The organism is Halomonas sp. ALS9, assembly GCF_001651035.1.
GTDB lineage: Bacteria > Pseudomonadota > Gammaproteobacteria > Pseudomonadales > Halomonadaceae > Vreelandella.
The window spans coordinates 402,693-419,594 of sequence record NZ_LXRG01000192.1 but is presented as its reverse complement, the minus strand read 5'-3'; the positions used below and the strand labels follow the sequence as shown (position 1 = coordinate 419,594).

Sequence of the window (16,902 nt, the reverse complement as noted above, 5' to 3'; positions counted from 1 at the left end):
TCCTGGGCTAAGGCGAAGAAGATGGCTCTGGCCGGGTAGCCAGCCAAAGAGCAATCAGCATCAGTAGCGCAACCACCAACCAACGTTGCCAGCCGGGGCCGAGTGACCAGGCGGTGATCAGCGCACTCAACGCGATCATGCTAACGGCCGCCAGCTTGGCGCGGCGAGGGATGGCGCGCTCTTGTTCCCAGGTAACCAACAGCGGGCCGACATAGTGCCGGGAGCGAATCCAGGCCTCGAAGCGGGGCGACCCTTTGGAGGCGCAGTAAACCGCCATCAGCATAAACACGGTGGTAGGTAGCAGAGGCAGAAAAATACCCAGCACACCGATGCTAAAACTCACCCCTGCCAGCACCACCCACATGAGGCGGATCAATCTCATTGTTGCTCCTAAATTGGCACGCGGTGGCGCATCAATGGCCCGTTATGTATGGATAAGTATGGACTTATATGATGACTTTGCCATCCAGCAGGATAGACCTCGACGGCTGATAAAACCTGTTTTAAGGCGCCAGGGCAAGCAGGGGTTTGCCATGCGGGCCACCCTTTAGGTGGTGAAGTTGGCCATGGCGGGCGGATAGGCCACCGTGTCGTCCTGGGCGATAACGTTGATATCGGTATCCAGGGCGGCCAGGGTCTCGGCGATATCGCCACCCAGCACTACCCAGCGCTCGCTGGCCAATACGGCCCCGTTGGTCAGCCAGCCAATCAGCAGTGCTACCAGCGAGCGGCGTATAAAACGTGCTGTGCTCATGCCACCGCCTCTTGGCTGCCAAGCTCATCCAGCAGCTGCCGCCACTCGCGGCGCTCCGCATGGCCTTCCTGGCGTTCTGCGTAAAGCTGCAGCACTAGCGAGCCTTGGGCATCGAAGGCCTCTATGCTGGTGACGCCGCCGTCGCGGTTGGGTTTGCTGACTTGCCAAACCTGATCAATCGCGGTGTCGTCAAGGTGCAGGGTGAACTGCTCGCCAAATAGGTTTAGCCAGCCGCGTGCATGTTGCGGAGCGGGGAGTTTGCCGGTGCGTATCTGCACGCAGCCGGGGCTGGCGACAAACAACATTAAAGGCAGTCCGCGCTGGCTGGCTTGATGAAGCACCGTTTCCAGTGCATGCGTAGGTAACGCACGGGTATAGCGCCCTTCCACTAGCTGGTTAGCTTCAATGCGCTCCAGGCGATGGCGCTGGAGAAGGGCAAAGAACTGGTGCACATCGCGCATCGCGCCCCACTCGCTGGCAAGGGAGGGTATTTCGGGGAGTGGGCGTTTGTGGCGGGGCATGCTCTGGGTAAACGCCGGCGCATCTCGCGTGCCCAAAGCCGCTAGTGCGCCCCAGGGGCGTGGCAGCGGGTTCTCCAGGGCAAAGCACTTATGCACGGCGCAGCCATGCTGGTTAAATATCTGCAGACTCCACCGCCACTGGGGCTCTTCTTCATGAGAGAAAGGCATAGGATTGGGGGAAGGCATAGGATCACGAATCAAGCAGGCCCAGTGCCAGTGGGTGTAGAGCAAACGTAGATCCAGGCCGCCGGGGGCGAGCAGCAGGCCAGTTTGTGGTCCGCCGCTGAGTTCAGGGTAGTCACCGGTTTGCTCTAACACGGCCAGCCGCGAGCGTGTCAACGCTTTAACCCACCCTAGTTGGGGCAGATAAGCGGCAAGCTCGTTGGGCGGGAGCGGCAGCGTCCATACATCTCGCCCTAACCGTGCTGCCTGGAGTTCGCCTTCGCTGATCGCTAAACGTTCGGCAATCTCAATGGCGGGAAGGCGCGGTTGAGCGGCACGCGCCGCCTCAAGGGCTTCGATAATCGCGATCTGTTGGGATGGAATCATAACGCACCTCTTTTATGGTTCACTGGCTGGGGATACCACTGCCAATTGAGGTTGGCGAACAGGCTGCGCCCATCGTCGCCCGGCGACTAAGTGCATGAGAGAATAACTCCTGTGTTAATGATAACTATTAGCGTTAAATTAGCAGAGTTGAGACTGCCTCTCAATAGTCTCTCAATAGGAGTTGGGGGGAGGGGTAGGGAATTAACGTCTATAGCTGAGTTCTTCATCCAAATGCAGGCAGGCCGTCATCGTGCTGTCATTTAGCTTCTTTAGGGTCTCCTAACGTTCAATCGTTGACTTACAAACGATCAGGGGGAGACCAAAATGAGTAAAGAGATCGAAGACCATCGCCTGTTTAACCACAGCGGTAACCAACCTTTCGCCGATGTATTGGCGCGCCATGTATCCCGTCGCGATGTGATGCGCGGTGGTTTGAGCATGGCCGCTGCCTCGATGCTTAGTTTTGGCGGTGCTGCTCAAGCGCTTGCTTCAAACGGGGCACAAAAAACACCTCTGACACTGGCGTTTGAAGCGGTTCAAGGGTCACTCACCGACGCCGTGGTGGTGCCGGAAGGCTATGTTGCCCAGATATTAGTGCCCTGGGGCACACCACTGAATCAAAGTGATTCGTGGCAAGCTGACCAGCCAATGACCGCCGAGCGTCAGGCGGAAAGCGTGGGTATGCACCACGATGGCATGGATGCCTTCCCGCTGGATATCGACAGCGCCTCGCGCCGTTTCATCCTGGCGCTGAACAATGAATATATCGACCAGGCGGCGCTCTGGGCACCCCAAGGCGGCCCCACCAACGCGGATGAAGGTAAGCGCCCGGCGGAGGAGTCACGCACCGAGATCAATGCTCACGGTGTGACAATTGTCGAGGTCGAAAAAGACGCTAACGGGCAGTGGTCGCATGTGCCGGGATCGCGCTATAACCGCCGCTTTACCAGCGCAACGGAAATGGATCTGGCTGGCCCCGTGGCGGGCAGTGACTACGTTAAAACACGCTTTTCACCGGCGGGTACTCAAACCCGGGGTACCAACAATAACTGTGGGCACGGCGTCACGCCCTGGGGCACCTACATCGCCTGTGAAGAGAACTGGCCCAACGTCTTTGTTCACACCGGCGAGCGCTTCCAGGACGACGCCCGTATCGGCATTCCCACTGAACGCGGCCGCTACGCCTGGGAAACGTCGGCAGGTGATGCTTCTGAAGAGAACGACGAGTTTGCCCGTTTTGATATCACTCCACGCGGTGCGCGCGCCGAGGATGACTACCGTAATGAAGCGCGCACCTTCGGCTACCAGGTCGAAATCGACCCTTATAGCGGTGCCCGGGCAGTTAAGCGCACGGCTCTGGGCCGTTTCCGCCATGAAGGCTGCTGGTTAGGCAAATTGGAAGCTGGCCAGCCAGTGGTCTTCTATTCCGGCCACGATGCCCGCAACGAGTACGTATATAAATACGTTTCTGATGCCGTCTGGGATCCCGCTGATGCCAACCGCCCGGGCGAGGCGTACGACCGCCTCGCCATTGGCAACAAATATATGGATAACGGCGCGCTCTATGTGGCCCGTTTTCACGCCGATGGCAGCGGTGAGTGGCTGCCGCTGACGCCTGACGCCGAGACCCAGGATGGCCGTACATTGGCAGCGGCGCTGGGCTTGGCAGAGAACGATTTAGCCGGTGTGATTATCAATACCTGCGATGCGGCAGACCTGATGGGGGCAACACCGATGGATCGGCCCGAATGGGCCGCCGTGGATACGGCCACTGGCGATGTTTATCTAACGCTGACTAACAATTCCCAGCGTAGTGAGGAGGCCGCAGCGCCGACCTTTACCAACGAAGGTGACGAGATTGATCAGTTGGGGGTTGGCTATGTCACTGCCCCGACTAACGCCGCCAACCCTCGGGAAAATAATGGCGCGGGTCACATTATTCGCTGGCGTGAAAGTCGCCTGCCGAATGCATTTCGCTGGGAAGTGTTTGTATTTGGTGCGGCGGCTGACGATGCTGATAACCTTTCGGCTCTAACCGAAATGAACCAGTTTGCCAGCCCTGATGGGCTCTGGTTTGATGAGCGCGATGATGGTCAAGGCATCCTGTGGATTCAGACCGATAACGGCTATGAAGGCATTACGGAGTACACCAACGACCAACTGCTCGCGGTGGTACCCAACGGGTTAGACGATATCCAGGGAACCGGCCCGGTCATTAACAGCAGTAACCAGCAACAGCTTAAGCGCTTTGCGGTAGGGCCTAACGGCTGCGAAGTCACCGGTATTTTTACCACGCCGGATAAAACCGCGCTGTTTATCAATATTCAGCATCCGAGCAATTGGCCCGCCGATGCAAGCGCGCTGGCCCAAGACGCCACTGTTGCCGCCAGCGGCCAAGTACGCCCTCGGGCATCGACCGTGGTGATTCAGAAACGCGATGGCGGCCCAGTAGGCGTTTAAAAATCAGGCACTAAGCGCTGGAGTGATAACAAGCGCACTATTAAAAGCTTCGAACCTCTCCCAGGTTCGAAGCTTTTTTTTAGTTTTAGGCTTGCTGAGCCTGACGCTTGTTCTGCCGGGCTTCTAATGCGTGAATGGCATCGACCTTCAAGGGAAGCTGGCTGGCCCAGAGAATATCTTCGCGGCAATGGCCAATATCGCGCAGAACATGATCGTCGTAGTCCAGTAACGGCACTATATGGCGGCGGAAAAGCCAACGCCGCCGGTAATGCCACCAGCCCATATCCAGCGCTCGAATCAGTCGCATTGACGGCATGGCAGGCATGTAAAACTGCAATTGAGGCGGCTTGGGCGGCGGCGCCAATTGGCTGGCTTTTTCCCAGGCATGTTGGGCCTGTTGGGTAGGGTCTTGGCATTTCATCGCGCACCTCCATCGTTACCCCCGCTGCACAGTAAGCGGCGCCTATGCACCGACTGGGCAGGTGTGAGCTGAGATTAATAAGTAGGAGGGTCGCGACCTCTGGTTATCAGCTTGGCGCTTTGCCTTGGATCAATCAAACGAAAAGAACTACACTAAGGTTTAAGTTTTTCTGAAAGGTCGGCGTGATGAATCAACTCTCTACCCTAGCTCCCAGCCGAGCCGCCTTGCCGCTACTGGATAGCGAGGTGCTGCGAACGTTTGTAATGATTGCGGAAAGCGGCAGTTTTACCCGCGCCGCCCAGCAGCTATTTCGCACCCCTTCCGCGCTGAGCATGCAGATTAAACGCCTGGAAGAGATCCTTGGCCAGACGCTGTTTGTACGCGAGGCGCGGCATGTACGCCTGACTGCCGAGGGGGAAGTGCTGCTGGGCTATGGTCGTCGGCTGCTTAAGCTCAACGCCGAAGCCGTGACCCAGTTTCTTGCGCCGACCATAGAGGGGCGTGTGGGGCTGGGTATAACGGATGACGTGGTAGGGCGTATTTTACCCACGGTACTCGCCCAGTTTGCCCGCTCGCACCCGGCGGTGCAGGTCGATGTCGAGGTAGGGCGCAGCAAAGATCTGCTTGCCAGGCTGGACGAGGGCGAGCTTGATCTCGCCCTGGTGATGGCTGGAGGGCCTGGTCAGGCGGCGCGGGGAGAGATCGTTCACAGCGAACCGCTAGTGTGGGCGGGCCGTGAGGATGGCGTTGCCGTGCAGCGCTCGCCACTGCCGGTAACCCTGGCCCAGCAGGGGTGTGCGTGGCGACGAATTACGCTCAATGCCCTTGATCAAGCGGGGATCGCTTACCGCATTGCTTACTCCTGCGACCACTGTGCCGGGCAGGAGGCCGCTATGCTGGCCGATTTGGCCGTGACGGCTTTCCCCAAAAGCTTGGTTCGACCGCCGCTCAAGCGCCTGCACAACGAATCGCTGCCCCCACTAGGCGACTATCAAGTGGCCCTGGTGAAGCGTGCTGGCAGTGGTGATGCCAGCGAGGTGTTGGCCGAGAGGGTGGTTGAGGCGTTTCGGGAGGGTTGAGTGCTCTACTTTATACTACCCCTCCATTAACGTGCGCAGCGGAAGCTGCTCTTTATTGATAGGCGTCTTGATAACGATGTAGCTGAAGTACTTTTCAATGCCAATTTCATCTTCAATAAGTGCCTCCATCACACGCTGATAATGGGCAATGCTGCGGGTGATAAAGCGCAGTAAATAGTCATAGCCACCGCTAATAAGGTGGCACTCCATGACTTCATCAACCTGGCGAATTTTCTGTTCAAAACGTAGGAAATCTTCCCGGTGGTGATCCGATAGGGTGACCTCTGTAAAGACGGTCACGCTCTCCATCATTTTCGATAGATTGAGGCGGGCTTGAAACGAAGTGATATAGCCAGCGGCTTCTAGTCGCTTAACTCGCTGTAGGCAAGGGCTTGGCGATAGCCCGACTGCATCGGCCAAATGGACGTTGGTCATTCTGCCATCTGCTTGAAGCTGAACCAGAATATTGATATCGATACGGTCAAGACGAACGCTAGCCACCATGTAAAGTCCTTTACTTATTAGGGGGCGTTGGAAGTCGCCCCGCGGTTTTTGACTAATACCTTTGTCTAAAGCAATTCGCCGCGTAGAGCAAGCTGGTGTTGATAAATAAAATCACTTAGCGAGATACACGCCTGCGGTTGCGGCGTATCAGCTTTGGCACTGCGCGTGATACGGCAGTGACCCCCACGGCTATTTACCGAGGCGGGGCCAGCAGTTAAGAGTAGAACCTGGCTATCCGCCTCCATCTCCCGCAGCTTGGCCCGCGCGGCCACAAAGCTGCCGGTGGTGAGCCGTTCACTACCGGAGAGGCCAATGCGCTGATTAAACGCAAGGAACTCCTGCTCATTGAGGGACGTCACCACTTTGAGCTGATAGAACTTGCGCAGGTAGTGGATAGCGCCAGGGGCATCTTCATAAAGCGATCCAAAACCCAATGAACTGGCGAACTCAATCCCTTGTTGCCAATCTGCCTCCAGCCCCCAACGGCTCGCAAGAGCGCGATAGACAGTGCAGTGAGCCGAAACGGCGCCCATCTGCTCATCCGTGAGTTCATGCAGCGCCTGCACATAGTCGGCTAATACTTGTTCCTGTAGTGGTGGGTTAGGCAGCATCGCTAACAGTGGCGCTAGGCCCCGCACAATGTCTCTATCCCGATCAATCAGCACGCCATGGGCATCCATGCATAGCGTCGTATAGTCGGTCAATTGCATGACGTCCTGCTCTCCTGGCGCTGGTGATGAATTAGTCAGTGATGTTCGATAATGCGTTGTCTAACATCGCCACTGCTTCGTCGATTTGTTCGTCGCTCGTATTCAGCGGCGCCAGGAAGCGAATGACATTGCGGTAAACACCGCACTTGATCACCAGCAAACCCGCTGCACGACAGTGATCAATGACCTGTTGCACCAGGGCGGCGTCTTCCGGTGTTGCCCGCGGGCCGTTGAGAAGCTCGATGGCAAGCATCGGGCCTTGCCCGCGTACTTCGGCAATCAAAGGGTGCTTGGCTTGCAGCTGGCGCAATCCTGTCTCCAGGCGTTTGCCCATGGCGATGCCACGTTCAAGCAGTTGTTCATCGGCAAAAATATCCAGCACCGCCAGTGCCGCCGCACAGCTCAGCGCGCTGCCGCCATAGGTGCCGCCAAGCCCACCCGGTGCGGGAGCTTGCATCATCTCGGTACGCCCAACCACGCCTGAAATCGGCAAGCCACCGCCCAGGCTTTTCGCAACGGTGACCAGGTCTGGCTGGATATTGCTGTGTTCAAAGCCAAACATCTTGCCCGTGCGCCCGAAGCCGGTCTGGATTTCATCGGCGATGAGCACAATGCCGTGGCGTTCGGTTAAAGCGCGCAGCGTTTGCATAAACTCGACCGGGGCAGGAAGAAAACCGCCATCACCCTGAACGGGCTCAATTAAGATAGCGGCAACCTGGTCGGGGACGACTTGCGTGGCGAACAGTGTATCCAGCTCGGCAAGTACGTCCTCGCTGCTGATACCCCGCAGTGCATCCGGGTAGCTGACGTGGTGGATAGCGGGGGCAAAAGGGCCAAAATTTTGTTGGTAGGGCTGGCTCATGCCTGTGAGCGTGGTGCCCAGTAGCGTGCGCCCATGAAAGCCGCCGCGAAAGGCAATCACGTTGGGGCGCCCTGTATGAGAGCGGGCAATTTTAATGGCGTTTTCTACCGCTTCAGCACCGGAGGTAAACAGCACGCTTTGGTAGTCCTGTGTGCCACCAACCAGCTTGGCCAACTGGCTGGCCAGTTCTATATAGCCTGGGTAGGCAGCCACCTGGAAACTCATATGGGAAATACGTTCCACCTGGGCCTGAACCGCTGCAACCACCCGTGGGTGATTGTGGCCAACATTGAGTACGCCGATACCCCCCACAAAATCCAAATAGCGATTGCCGTCGACGTCATAGACTTCGCTGCCGCGGGCATGGGAAATCACGATAGGGTGGGCGTTCACCACTCCGCGGGGAATATTCTGCTCGCGCTGGCTTAGCATGGCGTGGGAAGGGTGGGCGTCGGTCTTCATCTGCGGCTCCTTGAACATAGTCACGTTATAGTCACGATTTTCATGTTGTGGTGTGTTGGCGCCGCTGGCAGAACGTGTAGCGCGAGTGCCAACACCCCATACGTTCTTGAGCTTACCGTTGTTAGCAAGCTAGATACGCTTGGCATGGCGGTGACAACCGCGTAATCCTTCGTATTTTCTAGCGTGTGCAGCATGATTCACTGTCGTAGAGGAGCGCAGTGTAATCTGCGTCTTAAGCGCGGATTTAGGCCCATGGCTTCGCTTCACAACCGCCAAAACGGTATCCGCTGCCACTCAAACCACCGTAGGATGACGTTTTAGCTAAGGAGACGCTGCGATGGCACTGCTGTATAAATCCGACCCGGTGCGCGGCGCCCGTTGGAAAGAACTTTTTGCCCAACACGCGCCGGATATCGAGTTTCGCCAATGGCCCGATATTGGTGACCCCGACGAGATCTGCTACTTGCTAGCGTGGATGCCCCCGGAGAACATAATGGCGTGCCTGCCCTCCCTTGAGGTGCTGTTTGCCACTTCCGCGGGTGTCGATCAGTTTGAGTTTGACGCACTGCCTCCAGAGCTGCCGGTCGTGCGGATGCTCGACCCTGCCATTGAGCGCGGCATGATTGAGTACGCTACCTTTGCAACGCTGTGGCTGCACCGCCGGATGGGTGATTATGTGCGCCAGCAGCGCGAGGGAAAATGGCAGGCGCATATGCTTGTGGCCACCGAAAAGCGGCGTATCGGGATTCTTGGTTTAGGCCAGTTGGGCTGCGCTATTGCCACGCATCTGGCAGGTTACGGTTTTGACGTGAGCGGGTGGGCGCGTTCGCCACGAGAGCTGGCTAATGTTCACTGTCATAGTGGCCAGGAAGCGCTGGATGGGTTTCTGGCCTCAAGCGATATTGTGATCTGTGTGTTGCCGCTGACCGATGCCACTCGCGGTATTCTCAACGCAGACCTTTTTGCGCGTATGCCCAAAGGCTCGGCCTTGATCAACATTGGCCGTGGCGAGCACCTGGTTGAACATGACCTGACGCAAGCCCTCGACGACGGGCATCTGAGCGCTGCGGTGCTGGACGTGTTGAGCGAAGAGCCGCCCGCCGATGACCACCCCTTCTGGCGAGACGAGCGGATTTTGCTAACGCCCCATGTGGCTGCTATGACCCAGCCAGATTCCGCTTTTCCTGTTTTGCTCGATAATTTGCGCCGTCACCAGCAAGGACGTTTGATGGTCGGGCAGGTGGATCCTCAGCGAGGCTACTAGCGCCGCAAAATAGCGCGTCTCCACTCGCTCGCCGTGTATACTGGCGAGCGGGCTGTTTTTAGGCTGAGACGCCCAACATAATGACTCGACGACTTTTCGTACAAGGCCTAAATACTTAATCATTGAAATTGTATATTTTAGCAAGTTCGCATAAGTCCCAGTTTCCGCCCGTCAATACAGCACAGACCTTTTCATCTGGTTTAGTTTTTATATTCCCGGCCAACAAAGCGCCGATACCAATTGAGGCGGCTGGCTCAACGATTAATTTCGCGTCTTTGGCAAGCGTTCGCATGCCTGCAATAATATACTCGTCTTCTACGAGAATAATTTCGTCTACATATTTTTCAATAATCGGGTATGGGTTTTTTCCAGGTACGCTTATTCTTAATCCATCCGCAATGGTGTTTTGTAAAGGAAGCGATACACGCTTTTTGTGTATTCTGCTTTGAAAATATTTGGGTGTTAAGGCGGGTTCTACACCTATGACACGCACCGATGGTTTAATTTCTTTTATAGCCGTGGCGATGCCTGAAATAAGGCCTCCGCCGCCCATGGGAATAATGACTGTGTCGACATTTTTCAGGTCTTCCAATATTTCACATCCAATGGTGCCCTGGCCCGCCATTACCATCGGGTCTTCAAACGCGTGAACAACGGCATACTTATTTTCTTCAGCAATTTCATACACCCTTTTCCATCTAGCTGCCGTATCACCATCGAACAGTATGGCCTCGGCACCAAGCGCTTTTGTATTGGCAATTTTAATTTTTGGCGTGGTTACTGGAAGCACTAATAGTGCTTTTACACCCAGCAATCTGGCCGCGTAGGCAAGTCCCTGTGCATGATTGCCCGAAGAAGTGGCAATTATGCCATTAGCTATCTCTTCTTTTGGCAGGGAGAGCGACTTGTTTAAAGCCCCACGGATTTTGAAGGCGCCGGTAATTTGTAGGTTCTCTGGCTTAAGGTATATTTGACAGCCGAGCGCTTCATCCATTTTTTCACCGCGTAATAGCGGTGTGTGCTTGATGTGAGGTTTTAATCGTTCTTGGGCTTCCCGAATATCCTGAATGGTAGGACGGTCGCACATAGTGCTTATCTCCATGAGCAATATTAAAAGAATTCAAAAGAAGTCCCAATGCTGTTCTCTATTGCATTGCTGTAGATTTTAAATGCAGTGGTGTTGTCTTGTATGGCCATGCCGGTGGAGTCGAAAATGGTAATTTCTGTATCGTTTTCTCTTCCCGGTTTTTTGTTCAGAAGTATTTCGCCAATTTCGCCATGGATATCGTTTCTAGTGATGATGTTTTCATGCAAAGGGTGGCATGTTTCTCCTTTTGTAACGCACTGCTCAATGGAGTCGTTGACTATTTTTGCATGTCTGAATATTTCTGGATCCAGTTCTTGTTTACCTTGCTGGTCTGTACCAATGGCCACGATATGTGTGCCGGGCTTAATCCAGTCTGCATTGACGAGTGGGCCTTTGCCACGGGTTGTGGTAATGAGTATGTCAGCCTGCTCAACGGCCTCTTTGTTTGAATTTGCTAGGATCACAGGAATACCGAACTCACTTTCGATATCTTCCTTATAGCGGGAAAGCGTCGCTGGGTTTCTGCTCCAGGCGTGGATCTCCTCAATTTTCATCACTTCATTGATTGCTCGAATTTGCATCCGGGCTTGGTTGCCGGTGCCAATGGTCGTGATTTTTTTTGCGTTTTTTCTGGCTAGCACTTGTACCGAAACAGCTCCAGCAGCTCCCGTTCTAAGGCCGGTGATCAGACTGCCATCCATCGCGCAAATCAACGCGCAGCTCATCGCATCGAACAGCAGTATGTTACCCATGCCGCTAGGCAGACCGTGTGCGGGGTTATCAACAAAACCGCCTGAAGAGGTCTTCATCGAGATTATTTCATTGGCTTTATAGTACCCCGCTTTAAAATCAATCTCTCCGCGAGGGTCAGGGAGATCTATCCCTATATAGTCAGGTTGTACCACCTCGCCTCTGCTGAATGCTTTGTATGCCTCCCTGACAGCATCGATGGTTTCCTGCATGCATATTAACTTGCTGACTTCTTCTTTTTTAAGCAAAAGTGTCTTCATTTAAAGTGTCTCTTGTTTTTTAATCATATATAAAATCCGATGTTAATAACGTTTGCATGAGACTTCCCCGTAAGTGATTTATGGGTATCTATATGTTTTTATAGAAAGAGGCGACCGCTATGGCGAGAGCGCCTCACTTACTTTCCCAGACTAGTTAAGCCCGCCCATATGAAACGCTTTCTCTTCCAGATACTCATCCAGGCCTTGGCGGGCGCCTTCACGGCCCAGGCCAGACTGTTTCATGCCACCAAACGGGGCAACTTCCATTGAAATGGAGCCGGTGTTAAGGCCCACCATCCCGAACTCCAGTGCTTCGCCAACCCGCCAGGCTCGACGCACACTTTCGGTAAAGAAGTAGGCGGCTAGCCCAAAGGGCGTTGCGTTGGCAATACGAATAGCCTCTTCTTCGCTGTCAAATTGCATAATGGGGGCGACGGGGCCAAAGGTCTCTTCCTGGGTGACCAGCATGGCTTCGGTTACCTTGGTGAGTAGTACTGGCGCCACAAAGCGATCCTGACCATTGGGCACCTCGCCGAGCACCCGTTCAGCCCCATGGGCTAAGGCATCATCGAGATGACGGGCGACTTTGCTCACCGCCTGGTCGTTGATGAGAGGGCCGATAGTGGTGCCCTCTTCCATGCCGTCGCCACAGCGCAACGCTTCGATTTCGGTCGCCAAGCGGGCCACAAAGCGGTCATGGATGCCGGATTGAACCAGAATACGGTTAGCGCAAACACAGGTCTGCCCGGCATTGCGGAACTTGCTTGCCATAGCCCCGGCGACTGCCAGTTCCAGGTCAGCATCGTCAAACACGATCAGCGGGGCATTGCCGCCCAACTCCAGGCTGAGGCGCTTGATATCGTCGGCGCTCTGGCGCATGAGCAAGCTGCCTACCCGAGTCGAACCGGTGAAGGAGAGTTTGCGCACGGTGGGGTTGGAGGTCAGTTCACCGCCAATGCCTTCGGGCAACCCGGTGACGATATTCACTACGCCGGGGGGGAAACCCGCACGCTCCGCGAGTACTGCCAAGGCCAGTGCTGACAGCGGCGTCAGTTCTGACGGTTTGATGACAATCGGGCATCCGGCCGCTAACGCGGGCGCGCACTTGCGGGTAATCATGGCGATGGGGAAGTTCCAAGGCGTAATCGCACCGCACACGCCTACCGGCTGTTTGAGGATAACAATGCGGCGATCCGCGCTGGGGGAGGGGATGGTCTCGCCGTAGGCACGGCGTGCCTCTTCCGCAAACCACTTGATAAAACTCGCGCCGTACTGGGTCTCTCCCCGCGCTTCGCTTAGCGGCTTGCCCTGTTCCAGCGTCATCAATACCGCCAGATCCTCGCTATTTTCCAGTATCAGCGCATGCCAGCGCTCCAGCAGTGCTGCTCGCTCTGCCGCTGTGCGGGCACGCCAGGAGGGCCACGCCGCTTCGGCGGCCACGATTGCCCGGCGGGTTTCGCTGGCCCCCATGCTGGGTACGCTAGCCAGCGCTTCGCCGGTGGCGGGGTTAGTAACGGTCAGCGTGGCCGCATCGTCGGCGTCGCACCATTGTGCGTTGATAAAGGCCTGCTCGCGTAGCAGGTCACTGTCATTGAGGTGCAGCGTCGGCATGCTTTTCTCCTTGTCATTAATAGGGCTAGTGGTTAAACGGGCGCGGTTGACGGCTGCGTATGGGTCGACCATTGGCACCCCTCCAGCCAGCCAGGCTGGAGTTCAGGCACCGAGCCAATCAGCTTGCGGGTGTAGTCGTGCTGTGGCTGGTTGAGCACCGTGCTGCAGGGGCCAAACTCCACACACTCCCCCTGGTAAAGCACCATGACGTCGTCACACAGTGAACGTACCGTCGATATATCGTGGCTGATAAATAAATAGGCAACGCCAAGCTCACGGCGCAGTTCGGCCAGCAGCTCGAGAATGGCGGCGCCCACCACTGTATCTAACGCCGAGGTCACTTCATCGCAGAGAATCAGGTCGGGTTCCGCGGCCAGCGCCCGGGCGAGATTAACGCGCTGCTTCTGGCCGCCGGAGAGCTCACGGGGCTTGCGGTCAAGCAGCGTGCGCGGCAGTTTGACCAGATCCATTAGCTCTTCCACACGTTGGCGGCGAGCATCGCGACTCATCTGGAAATAGGTTTCCAGCGGTCGGTTGAGCAGCCGCCTAACCGAGTGGGCCGGGTTGAGTGCATTGTCGGCGCTCTGGAAGACGATCTGGATACGCCGAAACTGGTCGGGGGTGCGTCCTCGCAGCGTCTGCGATAGCTCACGGCGATTGAACTGAACTTCACCCCGTGACGGCGCCACCAGGCCAGCGACCGCCCGGGCAAGCGTCGATTTGCCTGACCCGGATTCACCAATCACGCCTAACGCCTGGCCGCGATCAATGCGCAGTTGGATATGATCCAGCACGACATTATTCGGGAGCCCATTGCGATCACAGCGCCCGTAGCCCACTTGAAGATCATCAATACGCAACAGTTCGTCGCCGCTGGACTGAGGGCCGGAGGGCGCGCGGGTCTCCGGACGCGCCGCCGCCAATAAGCTGCGCGTGTAGGCATGGCCCGGATTGTCCAGGATTTGCCCAATGGGCCCTTGCTCTTGCTCTTCCCCGGCCTGTAGCACCAGCACGTGATCGGCAATCTGCGCCACCACGGCAAGGTCATGAGAGACATACAGCGCCGTGGTACCCCGCTCGCGCATAACGCGTTTGAAAGCCCGCAGCACATCGACCTGAGTGGTCACATCCAGTGCGGTGGTCGGTTCATCCAGAATCACCAGCGCGGGATCGGTAATCAAGGCCATGGCGGCCATAAGACGCTGTAGCTGACCCCCGGAGACTTGGTGGGGATATCGGTCGCCGATATGTTCTGGTTCGGGCAGGGCTAGCTCGCCAAACAGTTGAATGGCTTTCTGCTGCGCTTGCTGTCGATCCATAACGCCATGGATAAGCGCGCTTTCGATGACCTGATCCATTAGGCGGCGCGAGGGGTTAAAGGCTGCTGCGGCGCTTTGGGCGATGTAGGTCACCCGGTGGCCGCGCAGCGCGCGGGTTTCCACCGCTGAAAGGGTGAGTATGTCGGTCTCGCCCAGTTGCACGCTGCCACCGGCGATCCGGCAGCCGCGTCTGGCGTAACCCATCATGGCCAGCGCAATGGTGGTCTTGCCTGAACCGGATTCACCGATTAGCGCCATCACTTCGCCTGGTTTGAGCGCGAAATTGATCTGGTTGACGATCGTGCGCTCATCCTCACCAGGCGGGGTCGCACAGATATCAAGATCGCGGACGATCAGCGATTCACCTTGCATGGCATCACTCCTTCTGGTTATCGCGGCTGTTCGAGAGACTGTCGATCAATAGGTTGGCGCCGACGGTTAATGAGCCAATCGCCAGGGCCGGGGCAATCACGGCCAACGCCCCCTGGCTAAGGCCGCCGATGTTTTCACGCACCAGAGAGCCCAGGTCGGCGACCGGCGGCTGCACGCCTAAGCCCAGAAAGCTCATGCCGCTGAGCAGCAGGACGATAAACACAAAGCGCATGCCCATATCGGTGAGCACCGGCTGGATCATGTTGGGGAAAATTTCCACGGCGGCGATATACAGCCGTCCTTCTCCCCGGGTACGGGCGACTTGAACGTACTCCAGGGTGGAGAGGTTTTTAGCCAGGCTATGGGCAATACGGAAAGAGCCCGGCGCGTAGCTGAGCACCGCCGCCAGAATCAGCAGTGGGATAGAGGTACCAAAGGCGGAGACCATCACCAGGGCCATCATTTTGCTGGGGATCGAAATCAGCGTATCGAATATCCGCCGAACGCTCTCCTCGAGCCAGCGGGGCAGGAGCACCGTCAACATGCCAAATCCTGCCCCGACGAGACTCGACAGCAGCGCGGCCACCAGGGCCAGCCCTACGGTGTAGCGCGCACCGGTGAGCATGCGACTGAGCATATCGCGGCCCATATAGTCGGTACCCAGTAGATGAGCCGTGCTTGCCCCGCCGTATATCTGATCAGAGACAAAAGCCCCCATCGGATACGGTGCCAACAGCGGCCCAAACAGCGCCACTAACAGCCAGAAGCTGAACAAGCTGAGACCGATCCAGCGGGTGAGTTGCCACCCTGAACGATTGCGCTGTTTTGGCACCGCTATCGGCAGGCGGCTTCTTGGCGAGACATAGGGACGACGGTTGCCCTTGCTAGTGGGCATTGTCTTGGTGTCGTTCATCGGTTTCGCAGCCTCGGGTTGGAGAGGATCGCGCACAGGTCGGCCAGCATGACCAGCAGCAGATAAGCGCCGCAAAAGATCATGGCGCAGGCCTGTACCAGAGCGAGATCGCGGTTGGAAACCGCATCGACCATTAAGCTGGCGATGCCTGGATAGTTGAAGATGGTTTCGACGATGATCACCCCGCCCAGCAGGTAGGAAAGGCTAAGCGCTACCGCATTGGCAATCGGGCCGACGGCGTTAGGCAGCGCATGGCGCAAGACACGTCGCATCGGTGGGACGCCTTTGAGCCGTGCCATCTCCACATAAGCGCTGTCGAGCTGATCGATTAAGGCCGCCCGCGTCATACGTGCCATCTGGGCAATCAACACGCTGCACAGGGTGAGCACCGGCATGGCGTAAACTTTCATAAAGGCGCCCAAACTATCGACAGTGGAGACGTAGGAGAGCGCCGGTAGCCAGCCGAGTTGCACGGCGAAAATCAGCACCGCCAGGGTGGCGACCAGAAACTCGGGTACTGCCACCATCGACAAAGTGATCAGGTTCAAGGTGCGGTCAAGCATGCCACCCCGGCGCATGGCGGCAGCGATACCCATGATGAGTGCCACGGGGACTGAGATAACGGTGGTAATCGCGGCTAACAACAGTGAATTGGGCAGCCGGTCATTGACCAGCTGTATGACATCTACGCCATTACTGGCGGAGCGGCCAAGGTCGCCGGTGGCAAAGCCACTTAACCATTGCCAGTAGCGCAGCAAGGGCGGCTGATTAAGACCTAGCTGGGCTCGCAGTGCCTCCACTTGTTCCGGCGTGGCAAACTGCCCCAGCACCTGCTGGGCGGTGTCCCCTGGCAGCAGCGAGGTAATCGCAAAGATCACCAACGATACCATCAGCAGGGTAATAAGACTGGAGGCTAAGCGACCTAGTACCAGTCCAAAGAGTGAGTCGCGCATCTTTCTTCTCCGGCTCAAGGGCCATGTTGATCACCGGGGCGGATTAGCCGC

General features: G+C 56.7%; 16 protein-coding genes. 3 read left to right on the top strand and 13 right to left on the bottom strand.

Features of this window, described 5'->3' with window-relative positions; translation table 11 throughout:
- Nucleotides 1–7 precede the first annotated feature (7 nt).
- From A6R74_RS15785 to A6R74_RS15775, 3 genes are all read right to left on the bottom strand, one after another.
- Nucleotides 8–382 carry a YbaN family protein gene (locus A6R74_RS15785; RefSeq protein WP_064235431.1) on the bottom strand — a complete coding sequence of 125 codons (375 nt, stop codon included), beginning with the start codon at nt 380–382 and terminating at the stop codon, nt 8–10.
- 165 nt (nt 383–547) lie between these two features.
- Complete coding sequence (locus tag A6R74_RS15780; RefSeq protein ID WP_064235430.1) at nt 548–754, bottom strand: hypothetical protein; 207 nt, start codon at nt 752–754, stop codon at nt 548–550.
- A complete protein-coding gene (locus tag A6R74_RS15775; protein WP_064235429.1) occupies nt 751–1,824 on the bottom strand; it encodes a ChuX/HutX family heme-like substrate-binding protein in 1,074 nt (357 codons plus the stop codon). The genes A6R74_RS15780 and A6R74_RS15775 overlap by 4 nt, the downstream gene beginning before the upstream one ends.
- Before the next feature lie 324 nt (nt 1,825–2,148).
- Between A6R74_RS15775 and A6R74_RS15770 the strand changes: the two genes are divergently transcribed.
- Nucleotides 2,149–4,284, top strand: a complete 2,136-nt coding sequence (locus A6R74_RS15770) for a PhoX family protein (RefSeq protein WP_064235428.1) — start codon at nt 2,149–2,151, stop codon at nt 4,282–4,284.
- 85 nt (nt 4,285–4,369) lie between these two features.
- Here A6R74_RS15770 and A6R74_RS15765 read toward each other — a convergent pair whose 3' ends face one another.
- Complete coding sequence (locus A6R74_RS15765; RefSeq protein WP_064235427.1) at nt 4,370–4,705, bottom strand: hypothetical protein; 336 nt, start codon at nt 4,703–4,705, stop codon at nt 4,370–4,372.
- A gap of 185 nt (nt 4,706–4,890) precedes the next feature.
- Between A6R74_RS15765 and A6R74_RS15760 the strand changes: the two genes are divergently transcribed.
- The gene (locus A6R74_RS15760) at nt 4,891–5,784 is read left to right on the top strand and encodes a LysR substrate-binding domain-containing protein (protein WP_064235426.1); all 894 of its coding nucleotides are present in this window, start codon (nt 4,891–4,893) and stop codon (nt 5,782–5,784) included.
- Between the two features lie 15 nt (nt 5,785–5,799).
- On the opposite strand, the gene A6R74_RS15755 is transcribed toward A6R74_RS15760, so the two are convergent.
- The 3 genes from A6R74_RS15755 to gabT form a co-directional block, all read right to left on the bottom strand.
- A complete protein-coding gene (locus A6R74_RS15755) occupies nt 5,800–6,288 on the bottom strand; it encodes an Lrp/AsnC family transcriptional regulator (RefSeq protein WP_035581182.1) in 489 nt (162 codons plus the stop codon).
- A 65-nt stretch (nt 6,289–6,353) separates the two neighbouring features.
- Nucleotides 6,354–6,998, bottom strand: coding sequence for a hypothetical protein (locus A6R74_RS15750; RefSeq protein ID WP_064235425.1), 645 nt, complete (start codon nt 6,996–6,998; stop codon nt 6,354–6,356).
- 31 nt (nt 6,999–7,029) lie between these two features.
- The gene (gabT, locus tag A6R74_RS15745) at nt 7,030–8,322 is read right to left on the bottom strand and encodes a 4-aminobutyrate--2-oxoglutarate transaminase (RefSeq protein WP_064235424.1); all 1,293 of its coding nucleotides are present in this window, start codon (nt 8,320–8,322) and stop codon (nt 7,030–7,032) included.
- A 337-nt stretch (nt 8,323–8,659) separates the two neighbouring features.
- Between gabT and A6R74_RS15740 the strand changes: the two genes are divergently transcribed.
- Complete coding sequence (locus A6R74_RS15740; protein ID WP_064235423.1) at nt 8,660–9,586, top strand: 2-hydroxyacid dehydrogenase; 927 nt, start codon at nt 8,660–8,662, stop codon at nt 9,584–9,586.
- 115 nt (nt 9,587–9,701) lie between these two features.
- Here A6R74_RS15740 and A6R74_RS15735 read toward each other — a convergent pair whose 3' ends face one another.
- The 6 genes from A6R74_RS15735 to A6R74_RS15710 form a co-directional block, all read right to left on the bottom strand.
- Nucleotides 9,702–10,673 (bottom strand): threonine/serine dehydratase, encoded by a 972-nt coding sequence (locus A6R74_RS15735; RefSeq protein ID WP_064235422.1) that lies wholly within the window; start codon nt 10,671–10,673, stop codon nt 9,702–9,704.
- Nucleotides 10,674–10,696: 23 nt separating this feature from the next.
- Nucleotides 10,697–11,683, bottom strand: coding sequence for an ornithine cyclodeaminase family protein (locus tag A6R74_RS15730; RefSeq protein ID WP_064235421.1), 987 nt, complete (start codon nt 11,681–11,683; stop codon nt 10,697–10,699).
- Between the two features lie 150 nt (nt 11,684–11,833).
- The gene (locus tag A6R74_RS15725; protein ID WP_064235420.1) at nt 11,834–13,294 is read right to left on the bottom strand and encodes an NAD-dependent succinate-semialdehyde dehydrogenase; all 1,461 of its coding nucleotides are present in this window, start codon (nt 13,292–13,294) and stop codon (nt 11,834–11,836) included.
- Between the two features lie 32 nt (nt 13,295–13,326).
- On the bottom strand, nt 13,327–14,985 hold the full coding sequence (locus A6R74_RS15720; protein ID WP_064235419.1) for an ABC transporter ATP-binding protein: 1,659 nt from the start codon (nt 14,983–14,985) through the stop codon (nt 13,327–13,329).
- A 4-nt stretch (nt 14,986–14,989) separates the two neighbouring features.
- Complete coding sequence (locus tag A6R74_RS15715) at nt 14,990–15,898, bottom strand: ABC transporter permease (protein WP_082906705.1); 909 nt, start codon at nt 15,896–15,898, stop codon at nt 14,990–14,992.
- On the bottom strand, nt 15,895–16,851 hold the full coding sequence (locus A6R74_RS15710; protein ID WP_064235418.1) for an ABC transporter permease: 957 nt from the start codon (nt 16,849–16,851) through the stop codon (nt 15,895–15,897). Before A6R74_RS15710 ends, A6R74_RS15715 begins: the two co-directional genes overlap by 4 nt.
- Nucleotides 16,852–16,902 lie beyond the last annotated feature (51 nt).